This is a genomic window from Paenibacillus chartarius (assembly GCF_042432825.1).
GTDB classification, from domain to species: Bacteria; Bacillota; Bacilli; order Paenibacillales; family NBRC-103111; genus Gordoniibacillus; species Gordoniibacillus chartarius.
This window is the reverse complement of sequence record NZ_JBHLWN010000046.1, coordinates 29311-44967: the sequence shown is the minus strand read 5'-3', so window position 1 is coordinate 44967 and position 15657 is coordinate 29311. Positions and strand designations below refer to the sequence as shown.

Annotated in this window: 16 protein-coding genes, 1 tRNA gene and 2 pseudogenes; 6 read left to right on the top strand and 13 right to left on the bottom strand. The window is 48.3% G+C overall.

The window, feature by feature from the left end:
• Window positions 1–67: 67 nt before the first annotated feature.
• From ACFFK0_RS11760 to ACFFK0_RS11750, 3 genes and pseudogenes are all read right to left on the bottom strand, one after another.
• Window positions 68–214, bottom strand: a pseudogene (locus tag ACFFK0_RS11760) (RidA family protein); the annotation flags it as partial.
• 209 nt (window positions 215–423) lie between these two features.
• Complete coding sequence (locus ACFFK0_RS11755) at window positions 424–852, bottom strand: SRPBCC family protein (RefSeq protein ID WP_377470378.1); 429 nt, start codon at window positions 850–852, stop codon at window positions 424–426.
• Between the two features lie 366 nt (window positions 853–1218).
• A complete protein-coding gene (locus ACFFK0_RS11750; RefSeq protein ID WP_377470377.1) occupies window positions 1219–1461 on the bottom strand; it encodes a hypothetical protein in 243 nt (80 codons plus the stop codon).
• Window positions 1462–1704: 243 nt separating this feature from the next.
• Between ACFFK0_RS11750 and ACFFK0_RS11745 the strand changes: the two genes are divergently transcribed.
• Window positions 1705–2718, top strand: a complete 1014-nt coding sequence (locus tag ACFFK0_RS11745) for a fibronectin type III domain-containing protein (RefSeq protein WP_377470376.1) — start codon at window positions 1705–1707, stop codon at window positions 2716–2718.
• Between the two features lie 373 nt (window positions 2719–3091).
• Here the strand turns inward: ACFFK0_RS11745 and ACFFK0_RS11740 are convergent, their stop codons facing one another.
• The 3 genes from ACFFK0_RS11740 to ACFFK0_RS11730 all read right to left on the bottom strand — a co-directional run bounded on the left by ACFFK0_RS11740 (window position 3092) and on the right by ACFFK0_RS11730 (window position 4392).
• Window positions 3092–3388, bottom strand: a complete 297-nt coding sequence (locus tag ACFFK0_RS11740) for a hypothetical protein (RefSeq protein WP_377470375.1) — start codon at window positions 3386–3388, stop codon at window positions 3092–3094.
• A 535-nt stretch (window positions 3389–3923) separates the two neighbouring features.
• Window positions 3924–4112, bottom strand: coding sequence for an alpha/beta hydrolase family protein (locus tag ACFFK0_RS11735; protein WP_377470374.1), 189 nt, complete (start codon window positions 4110–4112; stop codon window positions 3924–3926).
• Entirely contained in the window at window positions 4102–4392 is a 291-nt protein-coding gene (locus ACFFK0_RS11730) for a hypothetical protein (RefSeq protein ID WP_377470373.1), read from the bottom strand. The genes ACFFK0_RS11735 and ACFFK0_RS11730 overlap by 11 nt, the downstream gene beginning before the upstream one ends.
• A gap of 333 nt (window positions 4393–4725) precedes the next feature.
• Between ACFFK0_RS11730 and ACFFK0_RS11725 the strand changes: the two genes are divergently transcribed.
• Window positions 4726–6027 carry a phytoene desaturase family protein gene (locus ACFFK0_RS11725; protein WP_377470371.1) on the top strand — a complete coding sequence of 434 codons (1302 nt, stop codon included), beginning with the start codon at window positions 4726–4728 and terminating at the stop codon, window positions 6025–6027.
• Window positions 6005–6868 (top strand): RNA polymerase sigma-70 factor, encoded by an 864-nt coding sequence (locus ACFFK0_RS11720; protein WP_377470370.1) that lies wholly within the window; start codon window positions 6005–6007, stop codon window positions 6866–6868. The genes ACFFK0_RS11725 and ACFFK0_RS11720 overlap by 23 nt, the downstream gene beginning before the upstream one ends.
• 242 nt (window positions 6869–7110) lie before the next feature.
• On the opposite strand, the gene ACFFK0_RS11715 is transcribed toward ACFFK0_RS11720, so the two are convergent.
• A tRNA-Val gene (locus ACFFK0_RS11715) sits at window positions 7111–7183 on the bottom strand.
• 277 nt (window positions 7184–7460) lie between these two features.
• Between ACFFK0_RS11715 and ACFFK0_RS11710 the strand changes: the two genes are divergently transcribed.
• Window positions 7461–7775 (top strand): hypothetical protein, encoded by a 315-nt coding sequence (locus ACFFK0_RS11710; RefSeq protein ID WP_377470369.1) that lies wholly within the window; start codon window positions 7461–7463, stop codon window positions 7773–7775.
• A 110-nt stretch (window positions 7776–7885) separates the two neighbouring features.
• Here ACFFK0_RS11710 and ACFFK0_RS11705 read toward each other — a convergent pair.
• Window positions 7886–8737: pseudogene (locus tag ACFFK0_RS11705) on the bottom strand (Gfo/Idh/MocA family protein).
• Between the two features lie 123 nt (window positions 8738–8860).
• Here ACFFK0_RS11705 and ACFFK0_RS11700 point away from each other — a divergent pair.
• Together ACFFK0_RS11700 and ACFFK0_RS11695 are read left to right on the top strand one after the other, a co-directional pair.
• Window positions 8861–9694, top strand: coding sequence for an S-layer homology domain-containing protein (locus tag ACFFK0_RS11700; RefSeq protein ID WP_377470368.1), 834 nt, complete (start codon window positions 8861–8863; stop codon window positions 9692–9694).
• Between the two features lie 119 nt (window positions 9695–9813).
• Entirely contained in the window at window positions 9814–10992 is a 1179-nt protein-coding gene (locus tag ACFFK0_RS11695; protein WP_377470480.1) for a hypothetical protein, read from the top strand.
• Between the two features lie 80 nt (window positions 10993–11072).
• On the opposite strand, the gene ACFFK0_RS11690 is transcribed toward ACFFK0_RS11695, so the two are convergent.
• The 5 genes from ACFFK0_RS11690 to ACFFK0_RS11670 all read right to left on the bottom strand — a co-directional run bounded on the left by ACFFK0_RS11690 (window position 11073) and on the right by ACFFK0_RS11670 (window position 15594).
• The gene (locus ACFFK0_RS11690) at window positions 11073–11267 is read right to left on the bottom strand and encodes a hypothetical protein (RefSeq protein WP_377470367.1); all 195 of its coding nucleotides are present in this window, start codon (window positions 11265–11267) and stop codon (window positions 11073–11075) included.
• Between the two features lie 100 nt (window positions 11268–11367).
• Window positions 11368–11820, bottom strand: coding sequence for an NUDIX domain-containing protein (locus tag ACFFK0_RS11685; protein WP_377470366.1), 453 nt, complete (start codon window positions 11818–11820; stop codon window positions 11368–11370).
• 38 nt (window positions 11821–11858) lie between these two features.
• On the bottom strand, window positions 11859–12788 hold the full coding sequence (locus tag ACFFK0_RS11680) for an NAD(P)/FAD-dependent oxidoreductase (protein WP_377470365.1): 930 nt from the start codon (window positions 12786–12788) through the stop codon (window positions 11859–11861).
• Complete coding sequence (locus tag ACFFK0_RS11675) at window positions 12785–13327, bottom strand: 5' nucleotidase, NT5C type (RefSeq protein ID WP_377470364.1); 543 nt, start codon at window positions 13325–13327, stop codon at window positions 12785–12787. Before ACFFK0_RS11675 ends, ACFFK0_RS11680 begins: the two co-directional genes overlap by 4 nt.
• A gap of 311 nt (window positions 13328–13638) precedes the next feature.
• Window positions 13639–15594 (bottom strand): methyl-accepting chemotaxis protein, encoded by a 1956-nt coding sequence (locus ACFFK0_RS11670; RefSeq protein ID WP_377470363.1) that lies wholly within the window; start codon window positions 15592–15594, stop codon window positions 13639–13641.
• Window positions 15595–15657 lie beyond the last annotated feature (63 nt).

The following is a 15657-nucleotide window of genomic DNA, read 5'->3' as shown; positions in this document are numbered from 1 at the left end:
CTCGGTCCGCCATGTCGCAGCAATCGCGAAATCGCGGACCGATTTTTTTTGCAGATTGCAGGACATCTCACTCAATTCCAAAGATGGAATCAACGATAAGGGAAAGATTGTCTCTCACGGATACCGCGCCGAATACGGACCGTGCATGCACTCCGCGTTCGCCGAACACTTCCAGCATCAGATCGGAAAAGCCGTTCAGCACCTTATGATGTTGAATGCTTCAGTGGGCGAATCGCAACGGAGGCTATATTTGGGCTTTGAGGACGTCAAGGAGCAGGATACGGTGCACGGCGTGGTACGGCTGCAGAAAGCGTGGTCAAGCGTGCTTTAAGGATGGACAGGAGTGAGGGGGTGCTGCAAATTTCAGGTTGGCATCACGAAACAACGCCGCAGTTCGTTCCTGCGACGTTATTTGTTCTATTCTTATTTGGAGGCTTCGCAATATTTTTTGAAATTGTCCATAAACGCCTGCCAGCCTGCTTGCTGCATTTCAACGGGATTAGAAGTCTCAGCTTCGAAGGTTTCAACGACTTTCGTCTCGTTGTCTTGGCTAATGAAAGTAATCTCCACTTTTCTTCCATCACCCAGCGTATAAGCAATGTATTCATTTGTTCTCACTTCATCATAGACACCGCCAAAATCAAACCCAAAGCTGCCATCCTTAGCTTCCATTCTTGTGGAAAATTTTCCGCCAACCCGTAAATCATTTTCGGCACTCGGCGCATGCCACTCTTCGGAAGCAAAGCTCCATTGAGTAATATGCTGCGGCTCCGTCCAATACTTCCACACTTCTCCAACCGGTGCCTGAACTGTGGTTTCCACCGTAATTGCTACTTTATTGCCTGTTTCCATTTAAAATCCACCTCACCATTGAAATATCGTGGCGTTGCTCATTTATTCGAAATCGTTTGAACATTTATAATATACATCGATTGGAATATATCTGTCAAGGAATATTATAGAGCGATTTGCTCTCCACATGCTATGTTCTACTTGTTTTAAACATTATGGTTATAGCATATACTAGGATTCGAACCATATTTCGTTTTGTCACTCCAGTATTCCATAATAGTATTCCGATATCTACGAATCTTTTCTCCTTTTTATTAATCTTGATTTTATACATTTTCAGCTAAATCGCTCTATTTTCCCCGTCTAATTTCAATGGCCTCTTCAAAAAGTTAACCATTCAATCCTCTATCAAAAAATCTCGTTCAACTAGTCCCAAAAGTTAAACACGATTTCCCCAATAGTATTAGGCTTCCAATACTTCACTTGTTCCAGTTCAGCCTTATTTAGCTCATGTTTGTGATCAAGAAGCAATTCAGCGCCGCTGTATCGTAAAAGCACATTTAATTCATCGCTGCAAACAACTTGATAATACCTACTTAATTCTTTCGAAAGTTGGGGGGCATCCATAAAGGTTATATTGAAGCCTGAAATTCCATTCCTGAGCAGCATATTACCCCCTAATTTGATCAAGGATAACCATTTGGGGACTGTATGTTGATAGAACTTATATAATGTCGAGGTTAAGTTATAAAAACATAATTATCAGACAAGAACCTCACTAGCGAGGCTATTTGATACAATATTTTAACATCAACTTACTATATTGTTTATATATGTATATAAATGTTTAGACAAAATTCGTCGTATAGAATAGAATCATTGTCGAATCCACAAAATTATGGAGGTAACTCGATGAAAAAAAGACTGCTTTATGGATTGATTTTCACGATTATTTTGGCAACTCTTATGCCGTTTTCGGCATCAGCAGCAACGGTTGGGCAACAATTACCAACCGAAGAGCCTGGTTGGCACAGAATCGATGACACAGATAGGAATATTCTATATTATGGGAATTTCGCACACCATACTCTAAGCGGCAATTATGCAAACACCGAAACATACTTCACCTCGGCTTCAAGTTCCAATAGTATACATTTTAAGTTTCGAGGTACTAAATTACGTATTATCTCAAACAAATATACGATTTACCCAAAGCCTACTACAATTACAATCGACGGATCATCCGAAACTTACAGTACTTATGATACCAAATTAACCAGAATGGTCCTAGTATATGAAAAAAATGGATTAACGGAAGGTGATCATGATGTCATCATTACATTTGATCCAACAGCCACTTACGGACAGTTAGATGCTATTGATATCGATGCAAACGGCTCACTATTAGACATCAACCAGCCTAACAACTTAAGTGCAGAAACTGTTTCACAGGGTATTGCACTTAACTGGGACAGTGTTCCCGATGCGTCTAGTTATAATGTAAAACGTGCTACCGCATCTGGCGGCCCATATACAACAATTGCATCAGTAACTGCAGGCACATATTATACAGATACTAATGTCACCAGCGGTACAACCTATTACTATGTGATTACATCTTTTGTTAACGGAAACGAAAGTTCTGCTTCAAATGAAGCATATGCAACTCCACAAGCTCCTGAAAATGACCGAGTCCTCTTAACGATCACCTTGATTTCAGGCATTGAGAAAGAATATGACCTTTCAATAACGGAGGTAAACGATTTTATAGCCTGGTACGAAGAGAAAGCGTCAGGAACGGGTACAGCCTCTTATGCAATCGACAAACACGATAATAATAAAGGACCTTATAAGAGTCGCAAAGACTATATGATCTTCGATAAAATTATGACTTTCGAAGTTAGCGAGTATACTCCGGTTCAATAATGTATTTAAGGGGCGTTGTATAAACGTCCCTTTCCCTATCTAGGTAATCAGTATCTAATCAAAACTTTTTGTTCAAACGTGATATATGCTTTCAGTTCTTTCTCCCAACGTTCCAATAATTCTGAAGGTGAACTTTCTACTAGGTTTTCATTTTCGTATTGCGCAGAAAATGTCCTCATAAAAAATCAACCATTCCAAATCATGCAAATTTATTTTCAAAGGGCAATCCATGTTCCTGTGTAAATTACTTAGTTGCTTTAAAGCATTCATAATAAAGTTCATAAATCCTTGCGTATTCATCTTCAACTAACATAGGCATCTCAGACTTACATCGTCAACACCACATCATTTTCATGATAAGCTTCTCCGAAGATTATAGAATTGTAACTATAGCAATATCTTTTCCAGCCCAAAGCTTGAAGGTGTGTCCCTCTTCAAGTAAGTTCCAAGGAGCCTCATCAACTAGAAATGCAACATCAGCGTATGTATTCCACGTATTTTCAATAAGACCAGTGACTCTGACCAAAATAGTCCAAGATTGCCCTGTAAATGTCCTATCCTTAAGTTCACCGTAATTTACAATAATGTCTCGAAGCCACACATTCATGGGATAGTTTTTAGGATCTTTATACCACTCGATCCTGGCTTTTACTGATCTTCTATCTTCCATACTCATATCCATCCTTACAACAGGCAACATCTATTGGAATTACGCTTAAATCTTTACCACAAACATCAAAATGAAGTAAAGCATCTTCTTCATCAAATTCCTTTAAATTGATTCCCCATCAGAGAACTATTGGAATACATTTATGTATATGTACATGTTAATTTCATTTGTTAATGACATAGTAAATTTTAGGCACTTATATAGGATAGCAAATTTTTCACATTTATCCTAATGATTGGATATTACCTGGATGTACTTATGTAGTTTCTCTAGTTCATCTGAAAAGTCGGCGATAAACCTTAAGCCTCCTTTTTTTTGCTAACTGCGTATGCCCGATGCCATCTAAGAACTTGTTCCGGAGGCCCCTTAATCTCTCTATTTCTAAAAAAAAGCATTCTGCATACTCTTCACGTAATATTGGAATTGTTGGGCTTTTGATAAAAGGCTTCAATGTTTCCAAGGCCGCTTCTCCCGCAATTCTTTTTTCTTGCTCAAATGTAATCGGTTGAACATTTTCACACAATGTTCGCCTCTCCTATGATTGATAATGCCAGGATTGTCGCCCCCTACCTTTATCCCAAACATTATAAATACTCAGAAATCCTTTGAGGAGAATTTCTGCTAAAAAACCACCTTTCAAAAATTGCTCATTTGAGAGAGCAATAACATCCCATAAAATTACACTGTCTTTTCCATACTCAATGAATGCTTGATCATCCTTCAAAATGACCACCCTTTTCAGGATAGCTCCCATGTTCCTTGTCATGCCTAAGTATCCTTACGAAGACCCTTCCAGCCAAGCCATAATCCTTCCACTCACTTTCACAGGGAGTTACAACATCGAATCTTATACCTTGTTCGTTTTCACTTGTTATCTCGTCGCCTACGTGCTTACTCAAATTAATCTCAATGACACCATCAAAATTATCGAAATCCTTGCCATAACCGTAAGACGCCAAAGTTCCTCTTTGATTTAACAATTTGAAGCTTACTGCAATTCCCATTCTTCATCTTCCTCACGGAGCCATTTGGAACATTATACCACCAAATATAAAAGAAAAATCTACCCAAATAGGATGACTCTGGCTATTTGTTCTTTACTTTGAGCAATAAACAAGCTATATCTAAATCAACCTTGTAGTACAATCCTCAAGATTGGTCAGTTCATTCTGCACGGATGGCCTTGTCTCTATTTTTAGCCGTTATAGCGTGTAAGGAGAACCGTATCATAGATAGTGGTGAAGCGAAGAAATTCACCGTAAAATTTTTTTGCGTATCTGTCACACTTCACATCCCTTCCCCGTCATACAGGTAAAATTGCGAAGGGATGATGAGTGATGCAAAAGGTCGATGTGGTTGTGGTTGGCGGAGGAATTGCGGGTTTAACCGCTGCTATTTACGCAGCAAAAGCCGGGAAACAAACGGTGGTCATTGAAAAACAGAATCGCTTAGGCGGCCGAGCCATTTCCAATAAGAAGAAAGGAGCTTACTTCAATTTGGGCGCGCATTCCTTGTATAAGGGAGATGCGTACGCGACTTTCCGGGAATTGGGGCTGACCTTGCAAGGAAAGCGGCCTTCATCGTTCGCTTATGGCGTTTGGAAAGGGAAATTGAGCACCTTGCCTTCGGATATGAAATCCTTGTTTACGACCCCGCTGTTGTCTTGGAAAGGAAAGATGGAGTTTGCTTCCTGTCTTATGAAAGTTAAAAAAGCGGATACTCGTCAATTTGACCGGATCAGTATCCGCGAATGGGTCGAAGGGAATGTGCGAGATCCCATGGTGCGCAATATCTTTTATTCATTGCTTCGTGCCGCCAGTTATGTGGTCGGGCCGGATTTGCCAGCCGCTGGTCCTGTATTGAAGCAGCTGCAAAATGCCCTTAAAGGCGCGTTGTACCTGGATCGTGGCTGGGGCGAATTGATCGAGGAATTGCGGAAAAAGGCATCCGATCTGGGAGTGCGGTTATTAACCAATACCAAAGTCTCGTCTATCGATACTCGAGGCGGGATCATACGGCAGGTTCTCTGTGAAGACGGAACGAAAATCGATACGCACCATGTTATTCTCGCCACATCGCCTGCTATCGCAAATGAGCTGGTGCCCTTTGCGGAAAAAACCGCCCTTCATACCTGGAAAGAACAGGCGATTGAGGTCACCGCGGCTTGCCTGGACGTGGCCTTGAAACGGCTTCCCAAGCCTAAGCAACAATTTGCTTACGGGATTGATCAGACCGTGCTTTTTAGCAATTATTCGCGTGCGGCTTATCTAAGCGACGATGGCGCGCAAGTCATTTCGCTCATAAAGAACCAAGGGAAAGAACCGGACCCGGATAGAGATTTGCAAGAACTGGAAGGCGTGCTGGATTTGATGCAGCCGGGATGGCGGGAAGAATTGATTGTCAAGCAATACCTTCCTAAAATGACGGTTTGTCACGACTTTATGCATATGAAACGTTCTGAGAATCCCGGACCCGCTGTACCGGAAATACAAGGATTATACGTAGCAGGAGAATGGGCGTCGCACGGTGAAGTATTGGTCGATGCCGCGACGGCAAGCGCCAAAAGAGCCATACAACATATGCTCTCCCTTGAGGGTAAGGAGAGGAATGCCTTTTATGAGCACAGAGGAATTATATAAACGTTATAAAACGGAGCTGTTTTCGTTAGCCTATCGAATGCTCGGCAGCGTCATGGATGCGGAAGATATCGTACAAGATGCTTTTTTGAGCTATGACGGGCTGTCTGACGTCGGGACAATCCGAAACGAAAGGGCGTTCCTATACAAAATCGTAACGAATCGTTGTCTTGATCTTTTGCGCTCGTCGGCCAAAAAACGGGAAATGTACGTCGGTCCATGGCTTCCGGAACCCCTGATTGAAAAAGGAGCTTCGGACAACGATCCATCCAATAAGTATTTGCGGTCCGAGTCGATTTCCACGGCCTATCTTCTGCTTCTGCAGCAACTGAGTGCAACGGAAAGGGCGGTTTTTCTTCTTCGAGAGATTTTCCATTATTCGTTTGAAGAGATTGCCGATATTGTCGGGAAAAGCAGTGCAAATTGCCGGCAAATTTTCCACCGCGCAAAAAAAAGCATCCATTTCGACCAAGACCAACAACCGTCGGTTTCCATTGCGGAGGAGACGATTAAAGAGTTTGTGAAATCGCTGCTGCAAGGAAATACGACCAAGCTTCTTGAACTGGTTAGTGACAATGTTGTGTTCTACTCGGACGGCGGAGGCAAAGTAAGCGCGGCACAAGTGCCTGTTGTCGGATTTGAGCAAGTGCTGAAGCTTCATCAAAATATGATCAACAAACATTCGGGTAAATTTACGTACTCGTTCCTCGTGGTGAATGGGCTCCCAGGAATCCGCATTCGTTTGAGCGAAGGAATTCAATATGTGTATTCTTTTGCTTATCGGGATCATAAGATCGAAACGATCTATAATGTCGCCAATCCGGAAAAGTTAAGACATCTATAGTGAAAGGTTGATTAAGTACGATAGAAAATATCTGAAATAAGACTGCCACCAGCTGCTGTTTTTACTTCCAGATTTGAAGCATTTCTTTGCCGTTGGTTCTTTGAAGCAATTCCTTGCCGCGGCGGCAATAAATCGCCTCAAGCCCTTAGGTCCCCAATTTCACGAAATCATTACTGTACTACAAAAGAGTATATCAACGACGAAAGCCGCGAGCCCTTATGGGACGCGGCTTTCTGTTGTTATGACTCGGACTGGGTTCGAACCAGCGACCCCCACCCTGTCAAGATGGTGCTCTCCCGGCTGAGCTACCGAGTCATATGATAGATCCCGCAGAAATTTAGCGGCGACAAGTGTTATCCTACCAAAAATCCGTTTGCATGTCAACAGGCAGAACATACATCAGATGGCATCGCTTCATTAAACTGCCGCGTCACTACATCCCCTCCTCCACCTTTGCCCCACACCTGCAACCTAAACAACATTAGGCGACCGCCGCTTCTGCCGATTCGCCTAGTCCGGGGTAAGTGTCCCAACATAAGCTATACAGACGCTTGGTACGCAATATATTTTTTGAACAAAGGAGCATCCCGACATGCAGAAAACAAAATCATTAACCAATAAAAGCTCGCAAAAAAAAGTAATGATCATCTTGAAGGATCATGATGCCGTAGGAACCGTGTATACGAAGATCAACACTGAAGCATCCCGCAAGGATGCGCTGATCGATGCGCTGAGACAGGTAGAGGAAGGAAAGCTTTATGCCGATAAGGAATGCCGGCAGCAGATCGAGGGCCCCTTCATTGAGGTGTATCAAGAACGCCGTGCTTCGAAGAAGGAAGAAGATTTTATTTTCCTGATTGATAAGGAGACGGTGTTCGACCACGTTGTCGGCATCCGAATCGTGTAGCGCACCGCAAGCGGAACGCTGTCGAACCGTTGGGATTTCTGCGCTCGCCCGGGAAATAACGGAGGTCGTCCTGAACCGAGAACCGGCCGACCTCCTCCCTCCAAGCTCCTCTACAACACCGTACCTAACGGCAAAATGGCAACCCGCCTCTCCTCCTGTGCGGACTTCAGACAAGCGTCGATGACTTTCATATTGTGAACGGCATCCCAAGGGCTGTATGGATGAACAATGCCATGCAAGACCGTATTCGCAAACGCGTCCAACTGGATAAGCCACAAATTCATGAGCTCCGCCTCCTCTTCCCTTTTCTCGCCGCGGACGGTGACGATGAGGTTCGGGTTGAGGTGTTCCCTCAATTGAAACGCGGACGGCAGCAGGCTCCACGTCAAGCACAAAGCGCGCGGCGCTGAACAAGTAGCAGCCGACGTCGTACAAGCCTCCCCCGCCCATCTCCAGCGAAAACCGGATGTCCCCGGCAGCCTCCGATTTATCGAAGGTGTATACGCCGTGGATGCCGCGCACCTCGCCAATTTCGCCGGACCGGATGATCTCCCGTACACGCTCGTAGCGGGGGTGATACCGGTACAGCATGCTCTCCTGCAGAAAATAACGCCGAACTGCTCGCAGGCTTCGACCATCTGTACGGCGTGCCGCTCCGATACGGACAGCGGCTTCTCGCAGAGGACGTGCTTGCCGGCGCGAGCGGCACGGATCGTCCATTCGCGGTGCAGGTGATTCGGCAGCGGGATGTAGACGGCGTCGATATCCGGATCGGCAAGGAGCTCCAAATAGCTGCCGTAAGCTTTCGGAATACGGTGCTCGGCGGCGACGGATTGGGCTTTTGCCGCATCTCTGCTGGCGACGGCGACAACCGAATTCAGCTCGGACCTTTCGACAGCGGGAATAAAGGAACGGACGGCAATGGACGCACAGCCGAGTATGCCCCATTTTACAATGCTCATGAACCAAGACCTCCAGCATGACATGACTGGCTTTAGTGGTATTGTAACATAGGCATGCATTTTATACCGGATGCTGAAACATTCTGAAAACATATAACGTTAACAACGTTGAGGTGATCAACGATGAACAACAAATGGAAAAGAGTTACGCTGATCGGGGCCGTCGTCCTCTCTGTGGCTGTCGGCGGCGCATCGGCCTATGGCTTCGAGGACACGAAAGGTGATCCGGCCGAGGCGGAGATTAACGCATTGTCGCAAGCAGGAATTATTAACGGCATTACAGAATCACAGTTTAACCCGCGCGGCACGATGACGCTGGCCCAAGGAATACACATGATTGTGAAAGGCTTAGGGCTGAATTTGGATGCGCTTCGTTTTATCAAAGAACCGGTGGCAACGGATATGTTCGACCATGTGGCGAATGACGCGTGGTATGCGCAGTCGATGATTATCGCTTTCCACAACGGGCTGACGCTGCCGCGGAGCCTGGATCCGAATGCGAATTTGACGGAAGGCGCGTTCGCTTCGCTGCTCATAGAGGGCTTGCGTGCCAAGACGGAGCAGGAGCCTCCTGCCACGCTGTTTGGCGACGCGGCCGGAAGCAAAGCCGAGCTGAGCCGCTCCAAAGCCGCACAGCTGATCACCAAGGCGATCACATTTTTGAAAAACGAAAGCAAAGACGATCAAAAGGAGCAGCCCGTGTTGATGGAACGCACTAAAGCCGCAGAAGGCGTCGATCTGGTTACGCTGACATGGCCCGCTCGCCCGACTGCTGGCTATTCGGTGAAGATTGAAGGGATCGATTTCGAAGGCACAGCCCCCTCCGGAATTGCCGTGATCCGATATTCGCTGCACGAGCCGAAGCCGGGCTCGATAAACGCTCAAGTGATTAGCGATGTTCAAGCAACGGCATATGTAGGATCCGATTGGAAAATCGAACTGAAGCCCGTTAAGTAACAGCTGCACATGTCAAGTTGAAATTAACGGCGTTAACGAGAAAGCCTCCTGTGATAATCGGTCCCGGTTACGCGAATACTGTGACAGGATACCGATAGGAACGGGAGGCTTTTGTGACGATGTTTCGAACAGGTACATTCACAGGAGCGGCGGCTGCCGTGGCTTTATGGCTGACGGTAGCGGCCAGCGGAAATGCAGCTGCGGTCACGAATGCAGCGGGCGCCGCGGGGGCGGACCATCCGGACCGCGACGCCGTGGTGTTGTCGGTGCGGGCGTCACGCACCGCCAGCTATGAGACGCGCGAAGAGCGCAAGGACAGCGGCCTGCGGCAGGCGCTGGAGGAAGCGGTTCGCGCGGATGCGGACGCGGCTCCGCCTGCGCACGTGCGCGCGGAGCTGCTGGACACGTTCGTGGCCTGGCCGGGCACGAACGGCAGCTACGGCATCGACGACGACGGCACGGTCGTCGATGCCGCCAAGGGCGTCCGGCTGCGGACGCCCGAGAAGTGGCGGCGCGAGCTAAGCGCCGCCAGGGAATCGCTGCGCGCCCGCCATTACGGGGCGCTGCTGCCGTGGAGCGAGGCCCGGAGCGCGGTGCCTCGCATGGCCAAATTCGACGTCATCGACGTCGAGACGGGGCTCGCGTTCCGCGCGCAGCGGCGCGCCGGAAGCTCGCACGCGGATGCGCAGCCGCTCACTCGCCAGGACTCGGAAACGATGAAGCGCATCTACGGCGGCAGCTGGAGCTGGGATCGCCGGGCGGTGGTGCTTCGCTACAACGACAAGCTGTATGCGGCATCGATGAACGGCAAGCCGCATGGCGGGGACGGGATCCCGGATAACGGCTTCAGCGGACATTTTTGCATCCATTTTGCAGGCAGCACGACACATGGCAAAGCGAATCTGGATCTCGCCCATCAGACGATGGCTCACAAAGCGGCCGGTCTGCTTGGTCCGTATTTGACCGCTCTCGATCCGGAGCGGATGGCCGAGCTCTTCATCATCGCCTACAACCAGCACGACGAACAACTGCTTCAGGCCGTCTCCTCGGAAAGAGATTGGCACCTTCTGCTGCCGGACAAGTTCCACGAGAGCCGGATTCAGCTCATTCGCCGCGAAGACGAGCTTCCGAAGTCGTCTTCCATCCGCTCGGATCGTCAGCAGACCGAGAGCACCGTCGTTGTCGGCGCCGGCTTGTACCGGGAAGACAGCCGCACAGCTCAGCGGGCAACACTAACCTTCCATCTCATTCATATACCCTTCTATGACGGTTGGCAAATCCAACGAATCGATCTGTGAGACTTTTACTTGCACCGCGACAAAAAACCGGACTGCGTCGAACGTGTCGACATCGGTCCGGTTTGTTTGAGCATCCAGGGTTATCCCGCCATTTTCCTTGCGGAGCTTTCCTTGTTATTCGAAGCCTGCGCCGTTGTCAAAGCGCTACGGTGCAAGGCGCATAGACCGGCAGGCTCCTTCAGGCCGTTCGCATAACTATGAAAGCCGGTACGAAACTTCGATCCGTCTCCAATGTCCGTGTGACTCTTGCTGCAGCCGATACAATAATAGGTCATGATTGTATCTCCCTTCAAACGGTGGTAACGATACAATTCGAGCGAACCTTTCCCAATAAGTCCGTAGGCTTACATAATGTCATAATAAGTCGCAATATGTCTAACCATACAGATGCTTGTCTTGTAAAATATATTCCAGCGCAATCGGATATACTTGATCCTTCATATGGTCACTAAATCTCGCGTCGTTCAGAATCTCATCATAGGCAGGCGGAACTTGAAACAGACGATACCCTTCGGTTTCAAACCCTGCCGGCCTACTATGAATTCGGGCTGCCCGGGCAACGTAGATTTGTTTCGTACTGCGCCGCTCCTGCTCGATGATGTGATACTGGGCAATCGGCACGATCGATTCCGTCTCCGCTCCCGTTTCCTCGTACAGCTCACGAATTGCCGCGTGGATCGGCCACTCGTTCTCCTCGATCTTCCCGCCGGGCAGCTCCCAGCCGCGCTGCTTATGCCGAGCGAACAATAACTGGCCTTGATAAAATGGAAATAGGAGTACGGCATCCGGACGAGTAAACGCATTTTTATCAAAAGTTAACTGTATCACCTGGTTCGGCAACGCGCCCTGAAACGTATGAATGGCTCTCACCTTCTTAGGATATGCGAATGGATGTATTTGACGGATACCATCCCTTGGCCGATTGCATTAGACAGACTGCTGTAAAGCGGAGGCGTACACACATCGCCAATGGCAAATATTCCAGGAATATTGGTCTGCCCGTATGCATCCGTCATGATGTATCCTTCCGGATCGGTTTTCACCTTCTCCTGAATCAATGGGATATTAGACTGAACGCCGATTCTGATCAACACGCCGTCCACTTGGATCGTCTCGACTTCATTCGTTTCCAAGTTTCTGAACATGATATTTTCTACCCGGTCGTTTCCTTGTATACGTTCCAGCACGCAGTTTTTCAACATGACGATGTTGTTCGTTTGTTCAGCTTCACGGATATAGTCGGAACGCGCACGAAAATGATGGGAACGGTGAATGACATATACCTTGCTGCAATGCTTCGAAAGGAGCAGAGCTCCTTCCAGCGCCCGATCTCCGCCCCCTACAACGGCGACCCGCCGCCCGGCAAAACGCCCGGCATCCTTAGAGGCCGAATACGTCTCGCCGCGGTCCAGCATCTCCTGTTCGCCCGGAATGAGCAGCTTTCTTGGGCTCGTTCCCGTTGCCAGGATCATACTCTCCGCGCCAAGGGTAACCGTCCGACCATGTTGTTGATACCGGATCTCCAGGTTGCCGGAGTCTAGATGAACGATTTTCACACCGGATTCCACAGTACAGCCAAGCTCCTCCACATGCTTAACGAGAGCTTGCCTAAATTGTTCGCCATTCTTTGTGACAAGGCCTGGATAATCGATGATTGCATTGTGGATGGAAGCCAGCTGCGCACCTAACACGGCGTTCTCTTCCAGCAAGATGTGAGATATGTTTAATCTCTTACACCAAATCGCTGCAGACATACCTGCGGGTCCGCCGCCAATAATGGCTACTTGAACTTTCATCGGCCACTCCCCTTCAGCTCGTTGACGAATTTTTCAAATTCCAGCCAATCGGACACTCTGGGCACCTTCACATCGCGATTATAAGGATAGTCCATGGCAACGGCCAGTCTGCCCGTTCCGCTGAATGCTTTCAGATTGTGGGGGGCATCGTCAAAGAGAAGATCGCCGCAAATCAATTCCTTGCGATGGCTAAAGATCAGGTTGGTTTTCCCGATAAACGGCAAATGCTGCTCGACCCAAAACTCTTTGTCGGAAAAGGCGTGCGTTCTGCTGCTTGAGACGATAACGATGTCATGATTGGCCTTTAGTCTTTGCAGTACGTCAATCGCATGGGGAAGCGGCTGAAGCGCACGAAACAAGCCGGTCTCGTCCAAATACTCATAAATTTTTTCCCCGCACTCCGGTTTGACATACAGCTCCGTGTTCCACGAAAGTAAAGCGTCGACAGACAAATGATCGTTGTAGTCGGCATTGTATTTATCAAACCATACGGACATCAGGTCGACAATGACAGAATCCATATCGATTAATAGTCTCATAGGTGGGGTTGAACTCCGATTATAAGCCTATGAAGAGAGTTTTCGGAACGCAAAATGGTGTATGTAAGCAAGCCATCATCCTCTTTCTGTAAGCAGTTGCTGCATTTATTATACTGGAATGAGGAGTTAAACAACAAACCAACCGGTGTCCGTGGCATTGTCAAGATCATGAACCCGGGTAAACAAAGTAGCGCCGATGCCTGCCGAGTAATCTCGGCAGGTTCTCATTGTTCGGCAAACATGAAAGCTCACACAAAAACTCCGAACCCACGGCACGCAGGTTCGGAGACTTCATAACCGGGATTGTTTGATCAGCTCCGCTTGAATCGATTGACGATTCCCTGAAGCTGCTCAGCCATTGAGGCGAGCTGGACCGAGGCAGAAGAAATTTCCTGCAATGCTGCAAGCTGCTCCTCCGAAGCGGCGGAGACGGTCTGCACATGGTCGGAGGAAAGCTGCGCCGACGAAGCCATCTGCACCATCGAAGCGGCTACCTGCTCTGAGCCGGATGACATTTGCTCCGCTATCGCGGTAATGTCGTGTATTTGCTCCACTATCCGCCCGGCAGACTGTTCGATTTGTACGAACGCCACACCTGCCTTCCTGGTGATCGTCATTCCCTTGTCTACTTCGGTGACGACTTTATCGTTCATGACACTGGCTGTCGTAGCGATCATGCCCGTCATTTGCGAGATAATTGTATGAATCTGTTCCGCCATTCGTCCGGACTGGTCAGCCAGCTTGCGGATTTCGCTGGCAACGACGCCGAAACCCCTCCCTTGTTCACCGACTCTTGCGGCCTCAATGGCAGCATTTAGCGACAGCAAATTTGTTTGCCCGGCAATCTCCGAAATCGCAGTATTTATTGTTGCTATCTCTGCGGAAAACCGGGACAGGTTGCTGATGAGGCCGGAGGATTCACTCACGCTTTGCAAAATACCGTTCATTTGCTCCGTGAGCTCCCGGATGGTAGCGCTGCCGACCTGTACGTCTTGGCTCGTCCTTTCCGACGATTCCGCAATTTCCCCGGCGGCTTCCGCAATCCTCTGAATCCCTGTGGCCATCTCTTCGACAGCTAGCGAAGTCTCAGCCGAAGCGCGCGACTGCTGGCCGGCCGCTTCTGCGACGTTCTGCAGCGATTCCGTGACCTGCTGCAGAGACACGGTCGTCTGCTCCGTGATCGCGGTCATTTCCTGAGACGAAGCGGCCAGCAGACTGGAAGTTTCCGACATTTCGCCAACCAGCTGAGATAACGATTCCGCCATGGCGTTGAAATCGCGGCCGAGTGCGCCGAATTCGTCATTTTGGATGACGGTAATCCGCGCCGAGATATCGCCCGACGCAATGCATTCCGTTCCGTTACGAAGCTCTCGAATCGGATTCAAAATGCTGCGGATGATGAAATATGCAACAATGGCAAATATAATGAAGGTCACGACGATAACCGTCACCGTACGCTGCCAAATCGGCTTTGCGGCGCTATCGAACTCGGAAACGACCATCGTGCCTACGACCTTCCAGCCCGTCAGCTCATTCGTTGCAAAATACGCTTCCTTTGGTTCTCCGTTAAGCACATATTTAATAAAATCATGATCTTGATCGAGCATATATTCGTACTGCTGCCCAATGGCCGCGGTTCCAGGCGCGTTGGCAGGATGGACAATATACTTGCTGCCGGTATCGAGCAAATAAATGTAGCCGTTCTCGCCGATTTTGACATCTTTGAGAAGTACATCCAGCTTCTTAAGATCCAAATTCATACCGATAACGCCTTTGCCGTCGGGAAACGCTTGAGATATGGTTACGACGGTGTTTTTCGTCGTAGCCGATATGTACGGCTGGGATACGAAAACTTTTCCTTGATTTTTCAATGTGCCTATATACCAATCCCTTTTCCGGGGATCGTAGTCTTGCGGGCCTGGATCTGGGGCTTTCATCCAAGAACCGTTATCATTGCCGAGAGTGATCAGTTCAATTTCCGGATGCTTGGCCACAAAGCCCTCGATCAGTTTGCGGGCGGTTGGGTCCTTGCGGTCGACCGCAGCCGCCGAGAGCTGACTGGCCAGCAGGTCGGTATCGAGCATAATCGGAGTGATATATTGGTTGATTGTCTTATTGACCAGTTCCACATTGGCCTTGGAAGCGGATTGGATTTTTGATTCCAGTTCCGTATGGGCAATGTCGTAGGAAAAATACCCCACGCAAAGACTCGGGACCAACAATAACAGCAGGAACGACAAAATAAGGCGCATCCGAACCGTCGTCAACCTCCAAGCACCCCGATTCCTGAGAAGGCTCAGTTTTCTTTTCTTTTCTACCATCCTTTTCCC